This window comes from Aliikangiella litoralis (assembly GCF_052495765.1).
In genome coordinates this window covers 2,060,513-2,078,196 of sequence record NZ_CP199292.1, presented here as the reverse complement: position 1 = coordinate 2,078,196, position 17,684 = coordinate 2,060,513, and the positions used below count along the sequence as shown (strand labels likewise).

Annotated in this window: 15 protein-coding genes; 6 read left to right on the top strand and 9 right to left on the bottom strand. The window is 36.4% G+C overall.

Annotated features, from left to right (window positions below):
* Positions 1 to 132: 132 nt before the first annotated feature.
* From ACT5E3_RS08655 to ACT5E3_RS08620, 8 genes are all read right to left on the bottom strand, one after another.
* Complete coding sequence (locus ACT5E3_RS08655) at positions 133 to 1,095, bottom strand: IS481 family transposase (protein ID WP_444997907.1); 963 nt, start codon at positions 1,093 to 1,095, stop codon at positions 133 to 135.
* The gene (locus tag ACT5E3_RS08650; protein ID WP_444997906.1) at positions 1,058 to 2,932 is read right to left on the bottom strand and encodes a DNA phosphorothioation-associated putative methyltransferase; all 1,875 of its coding nucleotides are present in this window, start codon (positions 2,930 to 2,932) and stop codon (positions 1,058 to 1,060) included. Before ACT5E3_RS08650 ends, ACT5E3_RS08655 begins: the two co-directional genes overlap by 38 nt.
* Positions 2,933 to 3,154: 222 nt before the next feature.
* On the bottom strand, positions 3,155 to 3,775 hold the full coding sequence (locus tag ACT5E3_RS08645; RefSeq protein ID WP_444997905.1) for a DUF6088 family protein: 621 nt from the start codon (positions 3,773 to 3,775) through the stop codon (positions 3,155 to 3,157).
* 343 nt (positions 3,776 to 4,118) lie between these two features.
* Positions 4,119 to 4,499, bottom strand: a complete 381-nt coding sequence (locus tag ACT5E3_RS08640) for a hypothetical protein (protein WP_444997904.1) — start codon at positions 4,497 to 4,499, stop codon at positions 4,119 to 4,121.
* A gap of 62 nt (positions 4,500 to 4,561) precedes the next feature.
* Complete coding sequence (locus ACT5E3_RS08635) at positions 4,562 to 5,692, bottom strand: methyltransferase (protein ID WP_444997903.1); 1,131 nt, start codon at positions 5,690 to 5,692, stop codon at positions 4,562 to 4,564.
* Positions 5,693 to 5,731: 39 nt separating this feature from the next.
* Positions 5,732 to 7,786 (bottom strand): hypothetical protein, encoded by a 2,055-nt coding sequence (locus ACT5E3_RS08630; protein WP_444997902.1) that lies wholly within the window; start codon positions 7,784 to 7,786, stop codon positions 5,732 to 5,734.
* A gap of 3 nt (positions 7,787 to 7,789) precedes the next feature.
* On the bottom strand, positions 7,790 to 9,634 hold the full coding sequence (locus tag ACT5E3_RS08625; RefSeq protein WP_444997901.1) for a hypothetical protein: 1,845 nt from the start codon (positions 9,632 to 9,634) through the stop codon (positions 7,790 to 7,792).
* A complete protein-coding gene (locus tag ACT5E3_RS08620) occupies positions 9,627 to 11,069 on the bottom strand; it encodes a hypothetical protein (protein WP_444997900.1) in 1,443 nt (480 codons plus the stop codon). The genes ACT5E3_RS08625 and ACT5E3_RS08620 overlap by 8 nt, the downstream gene beginning before the upstream one ends.
* 141 nt (positions 11,070 to 11,210) lie before the next feature.
* Here ACT5E3_RS08620 and ACT5E3_RS08615 point away from each other — a divergent pair, with 141 nt between their 5' ends.
* From ACT5E3_RS08615 to ACT5E3_RS08595, 5 genes are all read left to right on the top strand, one after another.
* On the top strand, positions 11,211 to 11,375 hold the full coding sequence (locus tag ACT5E3_RS08615) for a methyltransferase (RefSeq protein WP_444997899.1): 165 nt from the start codon (positions 11,211 to 11,213) through the stop codon (positions 11,373 to 11,375).
* 124 nt (positions 11,376 to 11,499) lie between these two features.
* On the top strand, positions 11,500 to 12,084 hold the full coding sequence (locus tag ACT5E3_RS08610; RefSeq protein WP_444997898.1) for a YajG family lipoprotein: 585 nt from the start codon (positions 11,500 to 11,502) through the stop codon (positions 12,082 to 12,084).
* A gap of 276 nt (positions 12,085 to 12,360) precedes the next feature.
* Entirely contained in the window at positions 12,361 to 13,128 is a 768-nt protein-coding gene (locus ACT5E3_RS08605; protein WP_444997897.1) for a TIGR04219 family outer membrane beta-barrel protein, read from the top strand.
* A 50-nt stretch (positions 13,129 to 13,178) separates the two neighbouring features.
* Positions 13,179 to 14,060 carry an ABC transporter ATP-binding protein gene (locus tag ACT5E3_RS08600; protein WP_444997896.1) on the top strand — a complete coding sequence of 294 codons (882 nt, stop codon included), beginning with the start codon at positions 13,179 to 13,181 and terminating at the stop codon, positions 14,058 to 14,060.
* 5 nt (positions 14,061 to 14,065) lie between these two features.
* Positions 14,066 to 15,085 carry an ABC transporter permease gene (locus ACT5E3_RS08595; RefSeq protein ID WP_444997895.1) on the top strand — a complete coding sequence of 340 codons (1,020 nt, stop codon included), beginning with the start codon at positions 14,066 to 14,068 and terminating at the stop codon, positions 15,083 to 15,085.
* Between the two features lie 10 nt (positions 15,086 to 15,095).
* Here the strand turns inward: ACT5E3_RS08595 and ACT5E3_RS08590 are convergent, their stop codons facing one another.
* Positions 15,096 to 16,652, bottom strand: a complete 1,557-nt coding sequence (locus tag ACT5E3_RS08590; protein WP_444997894.1) for an AmpG family muropeptide MFS transporter — start codon at positions 16,650 to 16,652, stop codon at positions 15,096 to 15,098.
* A gap of 98 nt (positions 16,653 to 16,750) precedes the next feature.
* On the opposite strand from ACT5E3_RS08590, the gene ACT5E3_RS08585 reads away from it, so the two are divergent.
* Positions 16,751 to 17,644: a ketopantoate reductase family protein gene (locus ACT5E3_RS08585; RefSeq protein ID WP_444997893.1), complete on the top strand. Its 894-nt coding sequence runs from the start codon at positions 16,751 to 16,753 to the stop codon at positions 17,642 to 17,644.
* The last annotated feature ends 40 nt before the right edge of the window (positions 17,645 to 17,684 follow it).

The window sequence follows — 17,684 nt, the reverse complement described above, 5'->3', positions numbered from 1 at the left end:
TTAAGGTTATGTTTATAGTAAAAACTGTTTGCAGTGAAAAATATTTTTGTTTAAAAGTGGCGGAGCTGAGCTACTTGAAGGATAATCAAAGAAATCAATATCTTGTTCTTTTAACTGTGTGATTCATAGACATTATTTCAATTTTTGTAGAGCTAATTCCTTCTGATAATTAGCAAGTTGAACATGCTCAAAGCTGGAGTCATAGTTCTGAGCGACTTCATCGCTATAAGGTGTTTCATTACTTAAATCAAAATACTTTTCCATAGGCGACTTACCTTTGTGTGCACTATGTGGCCTATCCCAGTTATAGTAATGTTGCCACTCAGCAAGCTGCTCATTAATATCAACACTATAGATATCTACAGTTGGATAGAACTCGGTCTTGTCAGTTTTTTGAGATCTCTCTACTTTTCCATTGAGGTGCGGTGAACCCGGCTTATTAGGTCTGAATTTAATGCCATTTGCCATTAGTCGCTTTTGAACTTTCTCTGCAAAGAATTCCAGTCCGCGGTCAGTCTGTATTCGTTGGATAGGAAACGGCATTTCTTCGATAACACAATCGATAAAATGTAAAGTGTTGGCAGCTGTACGACGCTTATAGAGCCTTAAAACCCTATATCTGGTGCAGTCATCAACAGAAGTATATTGATATATTCCTGGTGCAATTTTACAAGTATCCATTTGGACTCTATCACCAGGAGTCGGTCTTTCGTAACGAATGAACTCAGTCTTTTTTCTAATTTTCTTGAGAGGTTTTACTTCATTCCGAGTTAAAACTTTATGGATAGTAGCTAAAGAAAAACTAAGTTGATGGAGTCGAACGAGCTCGCTTTGAAGACGCCTTGCTCCTAAGTTCCTCGATTGCCTTAATTCGAGTATAAGGGCCTCTTCTTTAGGGCTAATTTTCGCATTTGGGGAACTTAGCGGACGACGACTTTGACTAGCCAATCCTTCAACACCAAAAGTTTGATATCGACGCCACCACTTCCTTAGAGTGGGCCTTGATATTCCACATCTACGACAAACAAAGCCCGCATCTTTACTTTCCTCGTAGAGTTTAACCCAAGTTAATCTTTGGCGAATTTCTTTGTTCATAGACATCAGTATAGTTGAAACGATGTCTATGAATCACACATTTTAACTTTACTTTTATTCTCTCTACAAGTAAGGGTTCTTCCTTAGACCAGTCATCATAGCGAAGAAGAGTAACTTTGCCAGAAGTGAAATGGATTTTGACTAAGTCCATTTCACTGAAATCACCATAATGCTGAACAGCGCATCCCACATAAATTCTCAACTCTGGGGGAAGTTTTTCTAAAACGGATTTATGAACTGTCCAATGGTGACCTTTCTCAAACTCTCCATGTTTTAATTCTTCATAGGCATCTATAGATAGCGCTTCAATTAAACTCGGATTTCCAACGCTAAACAAAGCTTCGCCAGCTAATTCAATCGCATTATTATAATCATTAAAAAACGCTTTTATATCCCGCTTAAGGCTCTCGGGCATATGAACGTAGGGTTTACGTTTTCCAAATAGTCCTAAAGCAAAATAGACGAGTAAATCACATTTTCGAACATATTTAGCCTTCTTAAAGGTTTCTACTCCATGTTTATCGAGAAGAGCATCCAGTGCTTTCTTATGCGAGCCAGCAACACGCCTTAATTGCTGAGAAAACTCGAATTCTGGGATTGCTGGTAGACGGCCTAAATCTAAGCAAAGAGTCCAGAAGTCATTAAAAAGATCTTGATTTTTTTCAATTAAATCTTTACTAATAACTTTATTAGGTTTCTTTTGTTCTCGTTGGGTTAGCTGATTCCAGTCGCGTTTGATATGTTGGCGCTTCAATAAGAAATTCTGTTCTTCAATCTTATCCTTAAATAAAATGAAAACGCCTTGCCCAACAGCGATAACATCTTCTTTAAGTGTGGACTCAAGGTAATACTTAAATTCAGCCTGACTATAGTACTTTTGGAAGGTATTGCGGCTAGTAATAACACCGTCTTTATAAGGTTTAAACTGACTAATCGTTGCATCACCTGCAATCATTACCGATGCTACTAAAAAGTTATCAGCATACCCGTAAGCCCGCTCTAAAGTCCTATTTCGCTCTTCACGATCTTCAATAACATTAAGGACAAAACCAAGGTTAACAATATCACAATTTTCCAAATCATTATCAGGTTGATAAACAGGATCCCAGCCAATACAATCGATTTCATGAGCCTCTAGTTCTCGAATGTCATCTCCCTTGCCACAACCATAATCTAAAACCGTATGTTCACCTCTCAAGTATCCATGTCTTGCCAATATTTGCATTGGTGCGGATAATTGATGACGAATAATGGCTGTTTTATGGCGATCAACTTTTCCAGACGGAAGAGGCAGAAAAGAATGAGGGGAAAATGACTGTGGATGTAATCGACCTTTCTCGTCCAAATACATATTTTTATTTTTGATTAAGCGCTCCCAATTCTTTTTAAAACCAATTGTTTTAGGCTTCTCAAACAAACCGGCAGATTCACCTTCAAGTGTTATGGCTTTGAATAATTCGTAGTGAGGATAGTCGGAAGAAACAAAAGTTTCTTTTCTATGGAGGATAGGAGGATTCTCCGACTTTGAGTAATCCGATTTACGATGACTCAATTTCTGCAGATCAACAGTAATACTTTGATATAGCGAAGGGTATGCATAGTTATCGAATTCTGGATAGTGTAAAAAAGCGATTTTGAAATCCCGCTTGTATAACTTAATCAAATTCCAGCTATTATCAGGAATCTTAAGTGCTTTTGCGACATTTCTCAATATTGTACTAAGTGTAACAGGATAAGAGCTTAATGCCGACTTGTGAGAGTAAACTGAATTGGGTAGTTGTTTGCCTACCTTGATCTGTTTAACTAGAGATTTAAATTGTTTGAAATCTAAAGTCATATCGTTCAAATACCTAGTTATTAACTAGATTAACACATTCAATATTTACGGAAATCAAAGAGTTTGCTAAAACTTTTCAACGAATTTCTCCGATTGCTTCTATTTTAAGAATAGAACTAATATTGCTAGGGCTGGTTATTTTACACAAGATTACACATGGTATGTGTAATTTTAAAATATTAAAACTCTTGTTTTTTTCATTGTTCTAAATGGAATTATTAGTTAGGTATTATACTCAAGTTGTTGTCGAAGTGGGGAATGCCAATTTTTTATTCTAAGGTCATTTAATAGCGCCTTAATTCCATTTTCTTTACTAGCTATAGATTGAAAACAAATTGATAACGCCTTCCTTAATTTAATTTCAGATATATATTCTGGATTAGTCACAAGTAATGCTCTGTAAACCCTGCCTATGGGCTCTTTTGCCCATTGTAGTTTGAAACTAGAAACATGTATGATTTTTACCGTGGAATGACCAATTTGAATTAGTTTATTGGGTCCGTCACTCCAATAAATCAGTTTGACGGGCATCTGCGTTTGAAAGCGCAAACGATACGCCGACTCTATACCTTGCTCTACTAATTGGTAGTCTCGATCTTCAGCCCATGCTTTTGCTAATGACTCCGCGCTGGTTGTAAATATCGCATTTTTTGCATAAGCTAGAATTCTAGGGCGTACATAGAACCCTCTCATTACACGAACAAGTTTATCTTCTGTGCATAGTTTTGAAAGAATACGCTGGACTGAAGTACGAGTACCCAACTCTGAAAAGTGCTTAATTGTGAAAGGAGTACCTTTATCAATTTTTCTCAGCCTAATTTCAACTGCATTTTTCAGAGTCATTGAGTGCGATATATAGTGTTCTTTCAAGTCGAGCTTTGATTATAGATCCGGTTAGCTAGACCAAGCCAGTTTATTCTCCGCACTCGTGACTAAAAGAACATTAATTAAAAGCGCATTTTATAGGCAAATATTAAAAGTTGCTCCTTAACTTACCATATACTCAGTGCTAGATTTTTTCAAATTGCGGGCATTATTTCTTAATGAGATTATTTTGAGGTGATTAAGCTAATTTCATAACTCAGATTTCGCTAACCAACATTCATGTTCCTCAATAGGATATCTAACAGACTATCCTAACTTCACAAATTTAGGCGCGTCGTAACCAACCATAACTCCTTTAGTTCTAGATCTTTGTAACTTTGACTATTTTTTTGTCTTCAATCCCATTAATAACAGCCTTTAGGTCATTAATTTGTCGCAGCATGGATAGTTCCCTACCTAAGCTTTCTTCATACAATCTCTTGTACTTATCTCGATCACCTCTTAACTTGTCTTCTTTCTCTTTTTTTGGCTTAGTTTTCAAGTTTTGATTTTGAGCGGCATTGGCAATATCTTTTATCAAGTCAGTAAATACAGCTCTGCTGTTTTTTATCGAACCTCTCTTTCTGCCCGCTTCCAGGGCTACTGAATCCTTCGAAATCTTTGCTCCTTTCGGTACTATTTCAGCCTTATTTGCCTTAAGTCGATCAAGAGCCTCGTAGTATTCATCTAGTGCTTTAGACATTTGAGTAACCTTTGATTGTATTTAAGAAATATTCTATGATACATACTCCCATTGCACTAAGTTCAGCATTTGAGTGCTTTAGCAATGATAAATTTACTTTCATGCGATACGACTTCTACTTGCAAAAAGTCTCGCTTCAATAATTGATAATAAGGCAAGTGACGATTTGCTACGACATAAAGCTCGCCTCCCGATTTCAAACAATTAGCTGCTCCTTTAAACATTCGCTTTGCAATGTCAATATGCACTTTATTGCCTTCATGGAATGGCGGGTTGCAGAGCACTGTATCTACTTCAACTGACTCACAAACTTCAAGACTTAAACCATCAGCAACAGCAAAACGTGCAGAATTAGTTAGATTGTTTTGACGAAGTGATTCCTGCGCACTTTTTATCGCCAAATAAGAATCATCGATAAAAATTAGCTCAGAGTCTGAATATTTCCAGCAAGCATAAATGCCTAAGGCACCATTTCCACAGCCCAAATCAACTATTCTTTTAGGTTGGTTGATATCTGGAAAGTTAGAAAGAAAATACCTGGTTCCGATATCCAGCTTTTTCTGTGAAAACACGTTGGCATAGCTCGTTAGTTTTAATGGTGAATTAGGTATACCATAGCAATGGTAAGAAGATTGCTTAGTAGAGATGGAAGGTTCAAAGTTCGAAAAAATTAAGCGAGCCTTTTTCTCAGCTAGTGAAGTTCGAGTTGTGCCAATACAAGTTTCGAACAATCCAATCATTGCCTTTGGCATATGCTTAATCATGCCGCCTCCTATTATCAGGGAATCCGGCTTCAAATGTGCTCGTATCTTTGTTAGTTGGTATTCGAGCAAAGAAAGAGTTTTCGGTAACTGAATTAAAACGACATCATAAGAACCACTAAGCGATTCGGTCGAAGCCACGAACTTAACCTGCTTTTGAGGTATTTGGTTTTTTCTTAAATTGTGTTCTAGCGACAAACGGTTTGTATGATAATCACTCCAGCTTTCTGGATGAAATTCATTCAGAGATATGGCCAATGCTCCTGATGAATCATTAACGACTAACACTCTTTCGTTTCCCTTTAGAGAATAATTAGCCAACTCCTTCAAAATCAGTTCGTCCGCCGCATTCCATCCTTGTAAGGGCGACTTAGGATGAAAATGAAGAACCTTTATCTCGAATTGGCCGAAACTAGTGTCAAACTGGTGCATCAAATGTTGTATCTCCTCAGTGTAAACTTTCTAATCTATCTATTTTTGCCCAATTGATTTATTGGCAAAAACTTCGCGTTTTAGCGTTATTCTATCTCTGGCTATTATCAACTTGTCCAGATCATCTTTTTCAGTTCTATATACAAGCGTGTCCTTTGGTAAAGAATCAACAATGACTATTTGTGACTCTATTACTCGGTGTAGCTTTGAAGGAGCAATTACTCCGCCAGCACAGTCAACGCAAGCAACCAGTGATCTTGTAGCCCTTTCTTTACAGTTTTTTGGTCCTGTGCAACCACCAAGAATTGTTTCTTGGTATTGAAGTTGACCATTTTGAAACCTCTTTATAGTCTCTTCTCTATCGCGAAAAAGTATCTTTTTATCCTTGTTGCTAGATAGCCAAGCACCATGTGCGCCAAACAATTTTTCGTCCGAAAATATTACGTTTCGAATATAGGAAAGCGCCTCTGACTCGGGAATTGTTTCGCAATATTCATCTATAAAATCTGATTCACACCTAAGAATATCTTTTGCGAACCCACTACCATTCGCATAGTACATGCTCATCTCGTTCGTAATATGTTGCAGCTGCCGTCTTAGAGAAGGAAGCGAAACTAGCCCGCTATTGGAAGCATAAAGGGCTAGAGACCTTCGAAATTGGTGAGCAGTCATTGTCCACGTTTTCCCTACAATAAACTTATCTTCTGATCGCCAGCATCTATGATTATCGATAAACTCAAGCTCCTTGAGATCGGAATTAGTTACAACCAACTTTCTCAGCTTTGCTACAGGACTTTTGCTCGAGGCACTTTTGATATAATTGGCGAGTGATTCAACTCGGTTTTTGGACTTGAAATACTTTGGTTCGATTTCTCTGTTGGTATTTGTTTCGTACAACTTTCCCGTTTTAGGAAATAACAATAATTCTTTTCTGGAAGTTAGTGGAAATAATGCACCGTAGATAGCATCACAAATCTTTCTTGCGACCTTGATGACTTTTGCCGCTTCAGTAGAAGTAACCCAATTGGTTTCTTTAACATTTCCATAGTTTAATTTTGTAGTCTCACCTTTAATTAAGTAATGTTCTTTACCACTGTGAAAAAAGGTATCTATACAGTCATATTTTAGATTGCATGCTTCCCTATGCCTCATTCCGGAGTAGGCTAACACTGTTAATTTCACTAAAAATAATATATCAGAAAGGTGCGAAATAAATTGCTTTCTAGTTTTAATTCCAATCTCTCTTACATAATTCTTGAGAGACTTGTCCTCTATAGCTTCATCAAAAGTTGGTCTAACATTCCTTAACAGTTTGTGTGAATCATCTGACTTGATGCGTTGACGTTTGACAGAGATTCCAAAGTTATCATCGCAAAACATTTTACCTGCGATCTCTAAATACTCACCTGAATACTCTTCAAAAGCCCTGATTGAGTTGCTTAAATGAGCTAATGCCTGAGTTAAAATTCTAGTTGGTATAGGAGGATGTTGCTTATGGTTTTTATAGTAGCTTTGCGATCTGGCGCTAATTCGTTCAATTGCTTTTTGCGAGAGGGGTTTTATTCCCGTCATTTCTTCTGTTTCAGACGCAATTATACTAATTAACGACTGCACAGTTACACTATAGAAATTGCCATACTCGTCGAGAAAGCGATTCGTGCTTCCGGCACTTTGAAGAACTTGCACAATAGTTTTTCCTTTTTTAAGCGAAAAATTTGCAAGTTTACTAAGCATTCTTAAATAGGTACCAACGGTTTCCGCACTTTTTGTTCTTCCATTAGAAATCCAAACGATCACAAATATTAACCACTTAATTTCTTCGGTGATATTTGAGGCCAATGGGATAGATTGGTCGGTATTCCAAGAAGTAAAATCGAGTATAAAACTATCTGAATAAGGGTGATAAGCGCTCCAATCCCAGCAACTGTCTGCATAAAAAGAAATCGCTTTTTGGTTATCATCTCTTGCAACAACAAACCTCTTGTGAGGTCGTTTACTTCGGGGGTTGAATGAGTCAGGAAGGTACTCGGTATCAAATATCCCGGAATCTAAACTGAATTGAAAAGCGAAATCATATCTGTCATCAATTGACATAATTTAAATAACTCCCAAGTTTAGCAACTGCTCGTACTTAAGCTCCCAATAAGAGTCAAGCTCTCCATCCTCAAAGACTTCACTTTTAATTCGTTCTACAAGTTCCTTATGGCCTTGTGAGAGTTTTTCAAATAATTCAAGCAAGGCGTCAATTCGATTTAAAACTGCGCCAAACATTATTAGATAATCTTCAAAGGTTCCGCTTAAATGAGATGCGGATTCAATACACAACTTGCAACTAAACAGCTTTCTTATGTCTTTTTCATCTGCATGAACTCCATAGTGTTTACAAAACAAACACCCCTCTCCCTTTCTGCAATCAGGGACAATTGGAGGATTCTGCTCAGATGATGGCTCCCCTGGATTGTCGCAACTTCCCAGAGCTGATTCAGTTTCTTCCGCGCTATTCCCTTTTACCTTAGAGACTATGCGCTCCAAAAAGTCACTTACTTCAGCGATAGCTTTCGTTTTAGAGCCTTTTGTATAATGATCTCGAACTGTTCTTTCGTCATTCTGAAGTAAAAATGCCGCAGTTTGTATGTCGCTACTTCTTACCAAATAATCACTTTTAGCTGCTCTCCATTCTTTAGCTGTAATAATGGGAATAGTTGGTTCAAATATTCGAAATCCTCTACATATTTGCGGTATTTTGGTTCTTCCCAATTTAGAAAGCTTGCGTTTAGTAGATGTCAAAGAGAGAGTAAAAAATAACAAAGTAGTATTCTCAAAATAGCTTACGATGTACTCCCTTAGCTCTAAATAGGACTTAAACAATGGCAGAAAAGAAGAAGTAACAATAAACGATACCTCCTTATCAAAAGCTCTATATTTTATTTCTCTGAATCCTTGAACATCTACACCAACCTCATATGTGTCTCGCCATGGCAGCTTTGTCAATTCAGACCATCCCATCCCGGTGTTTGCAATAAACAAGAGTAAAAAGGCATTCATTGCAATAGTCGCATGCGCTAATCTATGATAGCTTCCAACTACCTCGCCATTTTTGAGCGCATTTTTGGCGTCCTGTATCGCTATTTTTGCTCTCGTTTTGGAAACATAGTGCTTTTCTATTTCATCAACTGTGTTTATACGTCCCTCTCTATAGTTATATGCATGAAAGGTTGGTTTACGTTTAGGATGAAGAGCATAGAGCGATGTTGGAAATATCCAGGCTTGATCGTTGTCAAACCCAGTTCCTTTAGGTAAAGGGATTAAATAAGGGTATTTCTCATTGTTCAACGTGGCTTTTTGAAAGCCCATGAATAATGCAGTAGATAGGGCTAATACCCTACCTTGATCTTTATCGTCAGGAGGCTCTGTGTTTTCTATTTCTCTATTAGATTTTTTAAGAAGATTAAGTCCGCGATCTATTTTCTCAAAATTAAAGCAATCACGAAGTACAATTATTGCGTCGAGTTGATATCGGGTAGCGGTATTATTCTTTAGCTTTTGAGTTTTTATTAATTCTTTTAAATGTCCAATATAGCCAACTAAAGCGACCCTCGTGCTTCTAAAAGAAGTAAGGACATCATGCAGCTTGTTTTTGTCACACCAGATTAAAAACTTAGTTAGATTCTTAAATCGAGTATAAATAGATTCAACTCTTAATCCTGAGTCCATCAGTTCACTGAAGTATTTGGCTAATAAACGAGCGGAATTAAAGCGTTTTTTCGACAGCGACGAACCATTAACCTTAACTCCTTTTGTGTTTTCAGTTCTTTCAAGATAACAAATTGAACCGATATCTAAATTGTTATTCCCGACTTTCAATACACATCGATTAGGGGAAATAATTATCGTTTCTGAATTTATTGGCGCAACCAAAGTAATAGTATTTTTTCTAAGCATCTGTATTTTCAAAACCGTTGTGAGCAGCTTCACAGAGTTTCGCTAAGTGTCTCTGATACCTTTCCTGCGTAAGTCTAGCTGTTTGAGTTTTGTCTCTGTACCCGAGATACTCATCAGTAGTGGTGTATGAATCATGTCCCATTACATCTCTAACTCTGTTCCTTACTTTGGTTAAAGTTATTTCACCTTGCGCAACAGATTCAGTTAAAGAGTCACTCAAATTCATTCCAAACGAAGCTCTTAAATCATGGAATTTGTAACTAAATCCATTTCCAAAAGTTTTTCGTAACTCAGGTAAAATTCTATCCGCTATAAAGGTACGAACAGTTCCACCTGATGCTCGATATTTTTTCGTTTGATTAGGGTTAAATGTTTCACGATCCATTGAGTCTTCATAAAACGGTGAGCCTCGATTACTCAGAAAAAGATAGTTCTCACTTGTGTCTCCCTTTTTCGACTTAAGCCGACGCTTTAATGCTCGGTCACTTTTCGAATAGATCGATAATTGGTTATAAAACCAACTAGGAATAAAAAGAGTTAACTTCTTCGCGTGCTTCGTATCTATTCCGGTACCTGGACCGCACGGAAGACGAATCTCCTGAATGTCAGAGGGCAACTTAACTCTAAAGTGCTTAACTTTTATAGTTAGAACTGTCTGGATTCTTGCTCCTGTAAAAAGGGCAAAAAGATGAATGAGAGTCATTTCTATATTATCTAATTTAAATAATACTTTAGTTAGTTCAATTTGCTCGTCCATAGTTAGAGGTTTTAGTCTTCCATTATCACAAATCGTAACCTCTTCAGGATCTGTAAGTCTTTGTGTTGAAATCGAGAGATTTGTTGATTTCACTTGTTTTAATTTAGAAAAACCGTGTCTATCTTTGATATCTATATATTTGTCTTCCGCTCTCCACATTGGAAATTCCGGCTCAAATCCCCTTTCTGCTGAAAGCCACTTATAAAAACCTATGACACTCTGCATAAATCTTTGCCCTGTAGAATTAGCAATCTGACCAGAGCGAATTAGTGACTTCAGATAAGCCCTATAACGGTAAGTCGGTCTCTGCTGTTTATTTCTTGGGAAATTCAAATAGTCGATACTATAATCAATTAGGTACTGCCTAAAAGCAGTCAGATCTGACGCTGTGTTGGTTGAAGAAACTACCGCTTTATGATCGTAGGACACTTCTATTTTACTCAGTAAATATAAGCAAGCTTCAATCCATGGAGAACCATCAGGATCTAGAATCATTTCCATCTGATTAACATTGAACTGCTCACTTTCATCTAGTATGACCTTTCGATAGTAATATTTGGAACGCTGACTTTTTTCTCCGGGAATAATTCTTTTGATTGCCCCCTCATCATCCTCGCTACAAACCTCTGTTAGTGAAAAAACAGGAAGTACTTCTCGAACAACTTTTCGCTTAAACATTTACATTTCACTTCAAGGTTACCATCCGAACACATGTGTCCACATTATAGAAACTAGCGCATATAGTCAATATTTATTAAAACTAGCGCGTATCCCCCTTTCCATCAACAAAATGTTCAAACGACCAATATTGCCCAGAAAATGTTTAAACAGTCTGCTCAATGTCTCACCCCAAATGGAGAATTAAGAGTGGTTGCTAATCGTCACTTAAAATATCAGCACATGCTTAAACGCTACTTTGATAAGGTCAAATCAATCTCTAATGATAGTAAGTTTATCGTTTGGTTAGCTTCTGCCCCTAAGTAATAGTCTTTTAGAGCAATAAAACTAATACAATAAATTATAACAATAACTGGTATTTCGAGATGTTACTTCACACAAAGACTTGATAGACTAACAACAAATAAAATTAAAGTTTAAGGTACAAATCATGCGATTTTCATTTAAATTGATACTTACACTGACAAGCACTATTGCTTTGATTTCAGGTTGCTCACCATCAAAACTGAATTATCGTCTAGATCCGGAAGTCAGAAACATTCAATCGCTTTCTGAATACGCCCAACTAATCGCTGTATCTGTCTCCGATAACCGTCCGTTAGCGACGCCCAACTCATCAAATGATAATATTTTGTTTGCATCGGGTCCACAAAATGAAGCTGCGTTGCTAAAAACAAAATTAATCGATAGTCTCAAAAAAAATGGCTTTAAGATCATTAGTAACCCTCTGCTCGCCGACTTATCAATTGACATTGAAATTGAAAAGCTTGAAGCAAAAGTAACCAAATCCTTATTAAGATCGACGGTCGAAGTTGTAAGCCACTTACGCTTAAAAGCGAATAAGCAGAGTAAAAAATCAGAAAAAATCTATAAAATGAATAGAAGCCAGGAAGTGGCCAACCCAGCGAGTGAATTAGATGTCACAGGTGTAGTTAACCAATTACTTAGTAAGCAGTTGTCTGTCATATTTTCAGATCCAATGTTAAAAAAACTAGCTTCAAGCCAAACTGAATAGCCCAAACAGGGTGAATAATACTCACCCTGCTTCACCCTAGCTTTATATTGATCAGAAAACTTACTTAATTTATCCCTCTATTTCGCGCTACATCTAAGATTAATCAGACTTAACTGCATACAAAAATATCTAATACAACATACCATTCATTAGCACACCAATAAGATATGAAAAATATAAAAGTCAGTTAAAACAACGAATTCTGTGAACTTTTCCTCCCTTTTTGCTAATACTTAGTCCATAATTAGTCCGTTATCACAACAGAGAGAGAATATTATGAAAAAACTCCTAAGCGCTTTAGCGGTTGCGAGCTTTGCTTTTGTTCCCCTTGCTAACGCAGATATCGTTGGCTTTGAAGTAGGCACATACCAATGGAAGCCTGATTATGCAGGCACAATAAAATCAGACTCTAACTCAATATTAGGAACAGATATTGATATTAATGATGATTTAGGATTTGATGACGAATCACATAATATTTTTTGGGTAACAGCAGAACATCCAGTTCCTTTTTTACCCAATATAAAAATAGTCTCTTCAGATTTAAAAAGTTCTGCCGAATCAGTATTAACCAGAGAAATAACCTTTAACGGTCAAACCTATAGTATTAATGAGAATGTATCAACAGCCGTTGATATGAGTAATACAGAATACACGCTCTATTATGAAATTCTTGATAACTGGGTTAATCTCGATTTAGGTGTAACACTACGCCAGTATGATGGCATGATCAGTTTACAAACACCACCAACAGGTACTGACTTGAATGAAGAAGAAGATATCGACTTCACCATTCCTTTAATTTACGGAAAAGCCCGCTTCGACTTACCTTTTTCTGGCTTTTTTGCCGAAGGTGAACTCAATATAATAAGTTATGACGATGACTCAATTTCTGACATTATGGTTGGAGTGGGTTACGAAAGTGATATAGGCTTCGGAGCCAAAATTGGCTACCGTACTTTTGAACTCGATGTTGAAGAAGATGATATCACCGCAGATATGGAATTTAAAGGCGCCTACTTCAGCGCATTTTATCATTTCTAAAAATAGATAAAGCGCTTTTCTTTTTTAATGTCAGCCATTAGAATCCTTTAATGGCTGACATACTTCAAATTAAAAATCTCTGCAAACATTTTTCAGATACAATCGCCGTAGATAATATCAGTTTTACTGTGCCTCAAGGCCAATGTTTTGGCCTTTTAGGGCCGAATGGTGCAGGTAAAACCACAACAATTGAAATGATGGAAGGCATTCTTAAACCTTCTAGCGGCGAAGTTTTATTTCAAGGCTCACCAATTAATTCAGATTATTACCAAAAAATAGGAATACAATTTCAACACACAGCTATTCAAGATTTTTTAACTGTAAAAGAAACCTTAAAATTATTTTCCAAGTTTTATGATCATTGCCTGGCTGAAGCTAAACTGATTGAAATTTGTGCACTGGAAGAAATACTCAATAAAGACACGCGAAAGCTTTCAGGGGGACAGCGTCAGCGTTTGTTATTGGCTCTTGCCATGTTAAATGATCCAGATATTATTTTTTTGGATGAGCCAACGACCGGGCTAGACCCACAATCACGACGAAACTTTTGGCAACTCATTAATAATATTAAATCTCAAAATAAAACCGTTCTGCTAACAACCCACTATATGGACGAAGCCGAGTCACTTTGTGATGAAATAGTTATTGTAGATAGAGGGAAAATCATTCTACAAGGCACACCACAGCAAATGCTTAAAGAACAATTTGATGGCTCCATTATTGGTCTACCAAATACTCAAAAAAAGACTGTTAGTCAACTCAGCTTACCCTTTAAGCTCAATAATAATTTGATTGAAATTCAAACAGAAAATGTTGAATTAACAATCAAAAAATTACTCGAAAATAATATCTCTTTAGAAGGTCTTCAAATACGTTCACCTAATCTTGAAGATCTATTTATTAAATTGACTGGTCATAAGCTTAGGAACTAATCTTAATGCGAAAGTTTATAGCAATTTTTAATGCTAGAAATGCCGAATTTTTTAGAGATCGCTCTTCTCTTTCATGGAACTTTATGTTTCCAATATTATTGTTATTAGGATTCGCCTTTATTTTCTCAGATGAAGGTAGTAATTTATATAAAATTGGCGTGCTCAAACCAACGAGTTCATCCCTTCATACAAGTACAAATAGTCAATTTACTCGTCTTAAATATCTTAGCTTTGTTGATTACACTGATAAAGAAAAAGCAATATTAAAAGTTAACCAACATAAAATAGATCTGTTAGTCGACTTTGAGAAAAAACAATACTGGTTAAATAAAACCTCATCAAAAGGTTATATTGCCGAGCAATTATTATTATCAATACATCCTGATATGAATGCATCTCAACTTAGCGGAAAAGCCATTCGTTATCTTGATTGGGTTATGCCAGGAATTCTTGGTATGAATATGATGTTTAGTTGTTTATTTGGGGTTGGCTATGTCATTGTGCGTTACCGAAAAAATGGCGTGCTTAAACGCTTTCAAGCAACTCCGCTCAGTGCATTTGAATTTCTCTCAGGGCAGATAGCCTCACGTTTAATGATTGTAATTTTCACCACCAGTTTACTATTTACCGGCAGCCACTTAATACTCAACTTTTACGTGTTAGGTTCGATATTTAACCTTTTTATTGTCGCACTATTAGGCGCTTGTAGTATGATATCAATGAGCTTACTAATTGCTTCTCGCTCTAATAGCGAAGAGTTTATTGGCGGTCTATTAAATGTCGCTTCTTGGCCTATGATGCTACTTTCTGGAGTCTGGTTTTCATTAGAAGGAACACATCACTATATACAAAAACTTGCACAAATATTTCCTCTCACCCACATTTTAGAAGCGGCTCGTGCGATTATGACTGATGGTGCTAGTTTATCTGACATATCCTTTAATTTGTTGATGCTTGTCATTATGACAGTGGTATTTCTCACTTTAGGTAGCTGGTTATTTAACTGGGGCTCAGAAAGAGCTTGATAGAATGACGTCATTCTTTTAAAGCCATTTTTTTATTCAACAAATAAATTAAATATAATACAGGCACTCCCATTAGACTAGCGATGAGGAAAAAATTATAGTACCCCAAGTTTTCAACCATACTGCCAGAGTAGCCGCCAATTAATTTAGGAACTAAAGTCATTAAGGAACTAAAAATAGCATATTGAACAGCGGTGAAGGAAACATTGGTTATGCTCGATAAAAAAGCAATAAATGCAGCACTGGCAATTCCTGCGGAAAGATTATCGGCCGATATAACAATGTAAAGTAATACGATATCATGACCTGAATGTGCTAAAAGCATAAACATTAGGTTAGTAGAAACAGTTAATACTGCACCAATAAATAAAACTTTCATAACACCGAACTTAACAGAGAAAATACCACCAATAAAACCACCAGCAATCATCATTACCAAACCAAAGGTTTTGGCCACAGTAGCGATTTCATCTTTTGTAAAACCCATATCTTGATAAAACACATTAGCTATCACACCTAAAACAATATCTGAAACACGGTAAAAACCAATAAAAGCTAATAATAACAGTGCGAGTTTAGTCCCATAACGTTGAAAAAAGTCAGAGACAGGTAACCAATAGTTTTCTCTCACTAACGCTTTTTCCATCAAACCAAAACGATTAATTAGCAAGCTAAAAATGATAACGCTAACAAAAGAAGTTAGTAATTGAAGCGCTTCGATCAGAAAATTAGCCAACACTTTATTACCAAGAAACTCGCCCATAATCGATTTTAGCGCAAGGGAAATATCTGAAAGTGAAATATAAGTAAAAACCAATATATTAATACTCACTATAAAAAATATAAAAAAGCGCACATATTGCATATTAGAATACTGGGGTCTTAATTTTTCTGAAACTTTAGGTTCTTTTATAATAAAAGTCGTCACAACTCCCACAAGCATTAAACAAGCCATCGTTAAATAAGTGTACTGCCACGCCTCATAGCTGTATAAGTTTTTTGTCGAGCCCCAATGCGCAGCTAGCAAAAGTGCGCCTGCTCCTGAAGCAATCATTCCCAATCGGTATCCTGCAATATAAGATGATGATAATATGCCCTGCATACTACTATCGGCAAACTCAATACGGTATGCATCAATAATGATATCTTGAGTCGCTGCAGAGATCCCCAACAAAATGGCCAGATAAGCCATTCTAACCAACATATCCTCACTAGACATTGGATCAGTGAGGCCTATTAGGCTGATTGCAATAATGATGAATATTTGTGCAGTCAAAAGCCAACTTCTTCTACGTCCTAAAAGCTTTGATAACACTGGAATGGGTAGCCTGTCTACTAGCGGAGCCCAAACAAATTTAAAAGAGAATGCTAAACCAGCCCAACTAAAATAAGTCACTGTTGATTTACTAATACCAGCTTCACTCAACCAAAGCGATAATGAAGAAAATATCAATGCCAAAGGAATTCCAGCAGAGAAACCTAAAAATAACATGGTTAAAGCCTGCCTACTAACCATCAATGTTAGTGCAGTTTTCCAATCCTGAGCAATTTGTTCATTTTTCAACATATTGATGCTTTAAAAACACTAAACAGTGTCAGATCCTATTATTTTTGTAGATAATCGATATACTAACCTTTTAATCAACTATTTAGAACTTAAGTTGAATGCAAAAACTCAGCTTCAATATAATCGGTGCAGGAGCCATTGGACACCTCTGGGCTTGTTTCTTAAACCGTAATCAACAACTCACTAAGCTGTACACTAAACATACTGGTATTGAGAAAACAATAGAAGTTAGCTCGCCTTTAGGGGACTTTAAACAACAGATTAACTACTCAGCGTTATCAAGTTGGCAATCGAGTGATGTAGTTATCATCAGCGTTAAAGCTCATCAACTCGAATCATTATGTCAGCAATTGGCTCGAAAAAAGATGGGCACAGTTCCCATTATTTTAATGATGAACGGAATGGGCTTACAAGAACTTGTTTTACAATACCTCCCAAAAAATCCAGTATTACATGCATCAATTACGCACGGCGCATTACTACAATCAAATAAGCTACAACACACTGGCTTAGGAACAACCCTATTAGGCAATTTATCAAGTAATTACCCAAAAGAAGATTTTAAGACTTTAATAAAAATTCTCGATACAGCTTTACCTCAAGTAATGTGGAATAAAAACCATATCGAGTCAATGAATTTAAAACTACTCATTAACGCAATTATTAATCCAATAACAGCTTTACATAATTTAAAAAACGGAGAGATTATAAAAAATAATTTTTTAATAGCAGAAGCCTATGAGCTATTACAAGAATTGGAACCAATGCTTCAATATTTATTACCCAATAAAACTTTAGAAGAAGTTCATCAAAGTATTATGAAAGTCGCTTTAGGAACATCAAAAAACTCATCTTCTATGCGGCAAGATGTTAAAAAACAAAAAGAGACAGAAATAGATTTTATTAATGGCTACTTAATAAACGAAGCAAAAAAACACACTATCAGTTTACCTCAAAATTTACAAATAATTCGAGAAATCAAAAAGTTATAAGTATCGCATTTGGAGCTAGATCACAAAATTGATCAGAATC

Bases quoted from the DNA above. Each gene is read 5' to 3' on its own strand.
- ACT5E3_RS08655 (WP_444997907.1), bottom strand. From the start codon at position 1,095: ATGAACAAAGAAATTCGCCAAAGATTAACTTGGGTTAAACTCTACGAG.
- ACT5E3_RS08650 (WP_444997906.1), bottom strand. From the start codon at position 2,932: ATGACTTTAGATTTCAAACAATTTAAATCTCTAGTTAAACAGATCAAG.
- ACT5E3_RS08645 (WP_444997905.1), bottom strand. From the start codon at position 3,775: ATGACTCTGAAAAATGCAGTTGAAATTAGGCTGAGAAAAATTGATAAA.
- ACT5E3_RS08640 (WP_444997904.1), bottom strand. From the start codon at position 4,499: ATGTCTAAAGCACTAGATGAATACTACGAGGCTCTTGATCGACTTAAG.
- ACT5E3_RS08635 (WP_444997903.1), bottom strand. From the start codon at position 5,692: ATGCACCAGTTTGACACTAGTTTCGGCCAATTCGAGATAAAGGTTCTT.
- ACT5E3_RS08630 (WP_444997902.1), bottom strand. From the start codon at position 7,786: ATGTCAATTGATGACAGATATGATTTCGCTTTTCAATTCAGTTTAGAT.
- ACT5E3_RS08625 (WP_444997901.1), bottom strand. From the start codon at position 9,634: ATGCTTAGAAAAAATACTATTACTTTGGTTGCGCCAATAAATTCAGAA.
- ACT5E3_RS08620 (WP_444997900.1), bottom strand. From the start codon at position 11,069: ATGTTTAAGCGAAAAGTTGTTCGAGAAGTACTTCCTGTTTTTTCACTA.
- ACT5E3_RS08615 (WP_444997899.1), top strand. From the start codon at position 11,211: ATGTTTAAACAGTCTGCTCAATGTCTCACCCCAAATGGAGAATTAAGA.
- ACT5E3_RS08610 (WP_444997898.1), top strand. From the start codon at position 11,500: ATGCGATTTTCATTTAAATTGATACTTACACTGACAAGCACTATTGCT.
- ACT5E3_RS08605 (WP_444997897.1), top strand. From the start codon at position 12,361: ATGAAAAAACTCCTAAGCGCTTTAGCGGTTGCGAGCTTTGCTTTTGTT.
- ACT5E3_RS08600 (WP_444997896.1), top strand. From the start codon at position 13,179: ATGGCTGACATACTTCAAATTAAAAATCTCTGCAAACATTTTTCAGAT.
- ACT5E3_RS08595 (WP_444997895.1), top strand. From the start codon at position 14,066: ATGCGAAAGTTTATAGCAATTTTTAATGCTAGAAATGCCGAATTTTTT.
- ACT5E3_RS08590 (WP_444997894.1), bottom strand. From the start codon at position 16,652: ATGTTGAAAAATGAACAAATTGCTCAGGATTGGAAAACTGCACTAACA.
- ACT5E3_RS08585 (WP_444997893.1), top strand. From the start codon at position 16,751: ATGCAAAAACTCAGCTTCAATATAATCGGTGCAGGAGCCATTGGACAC.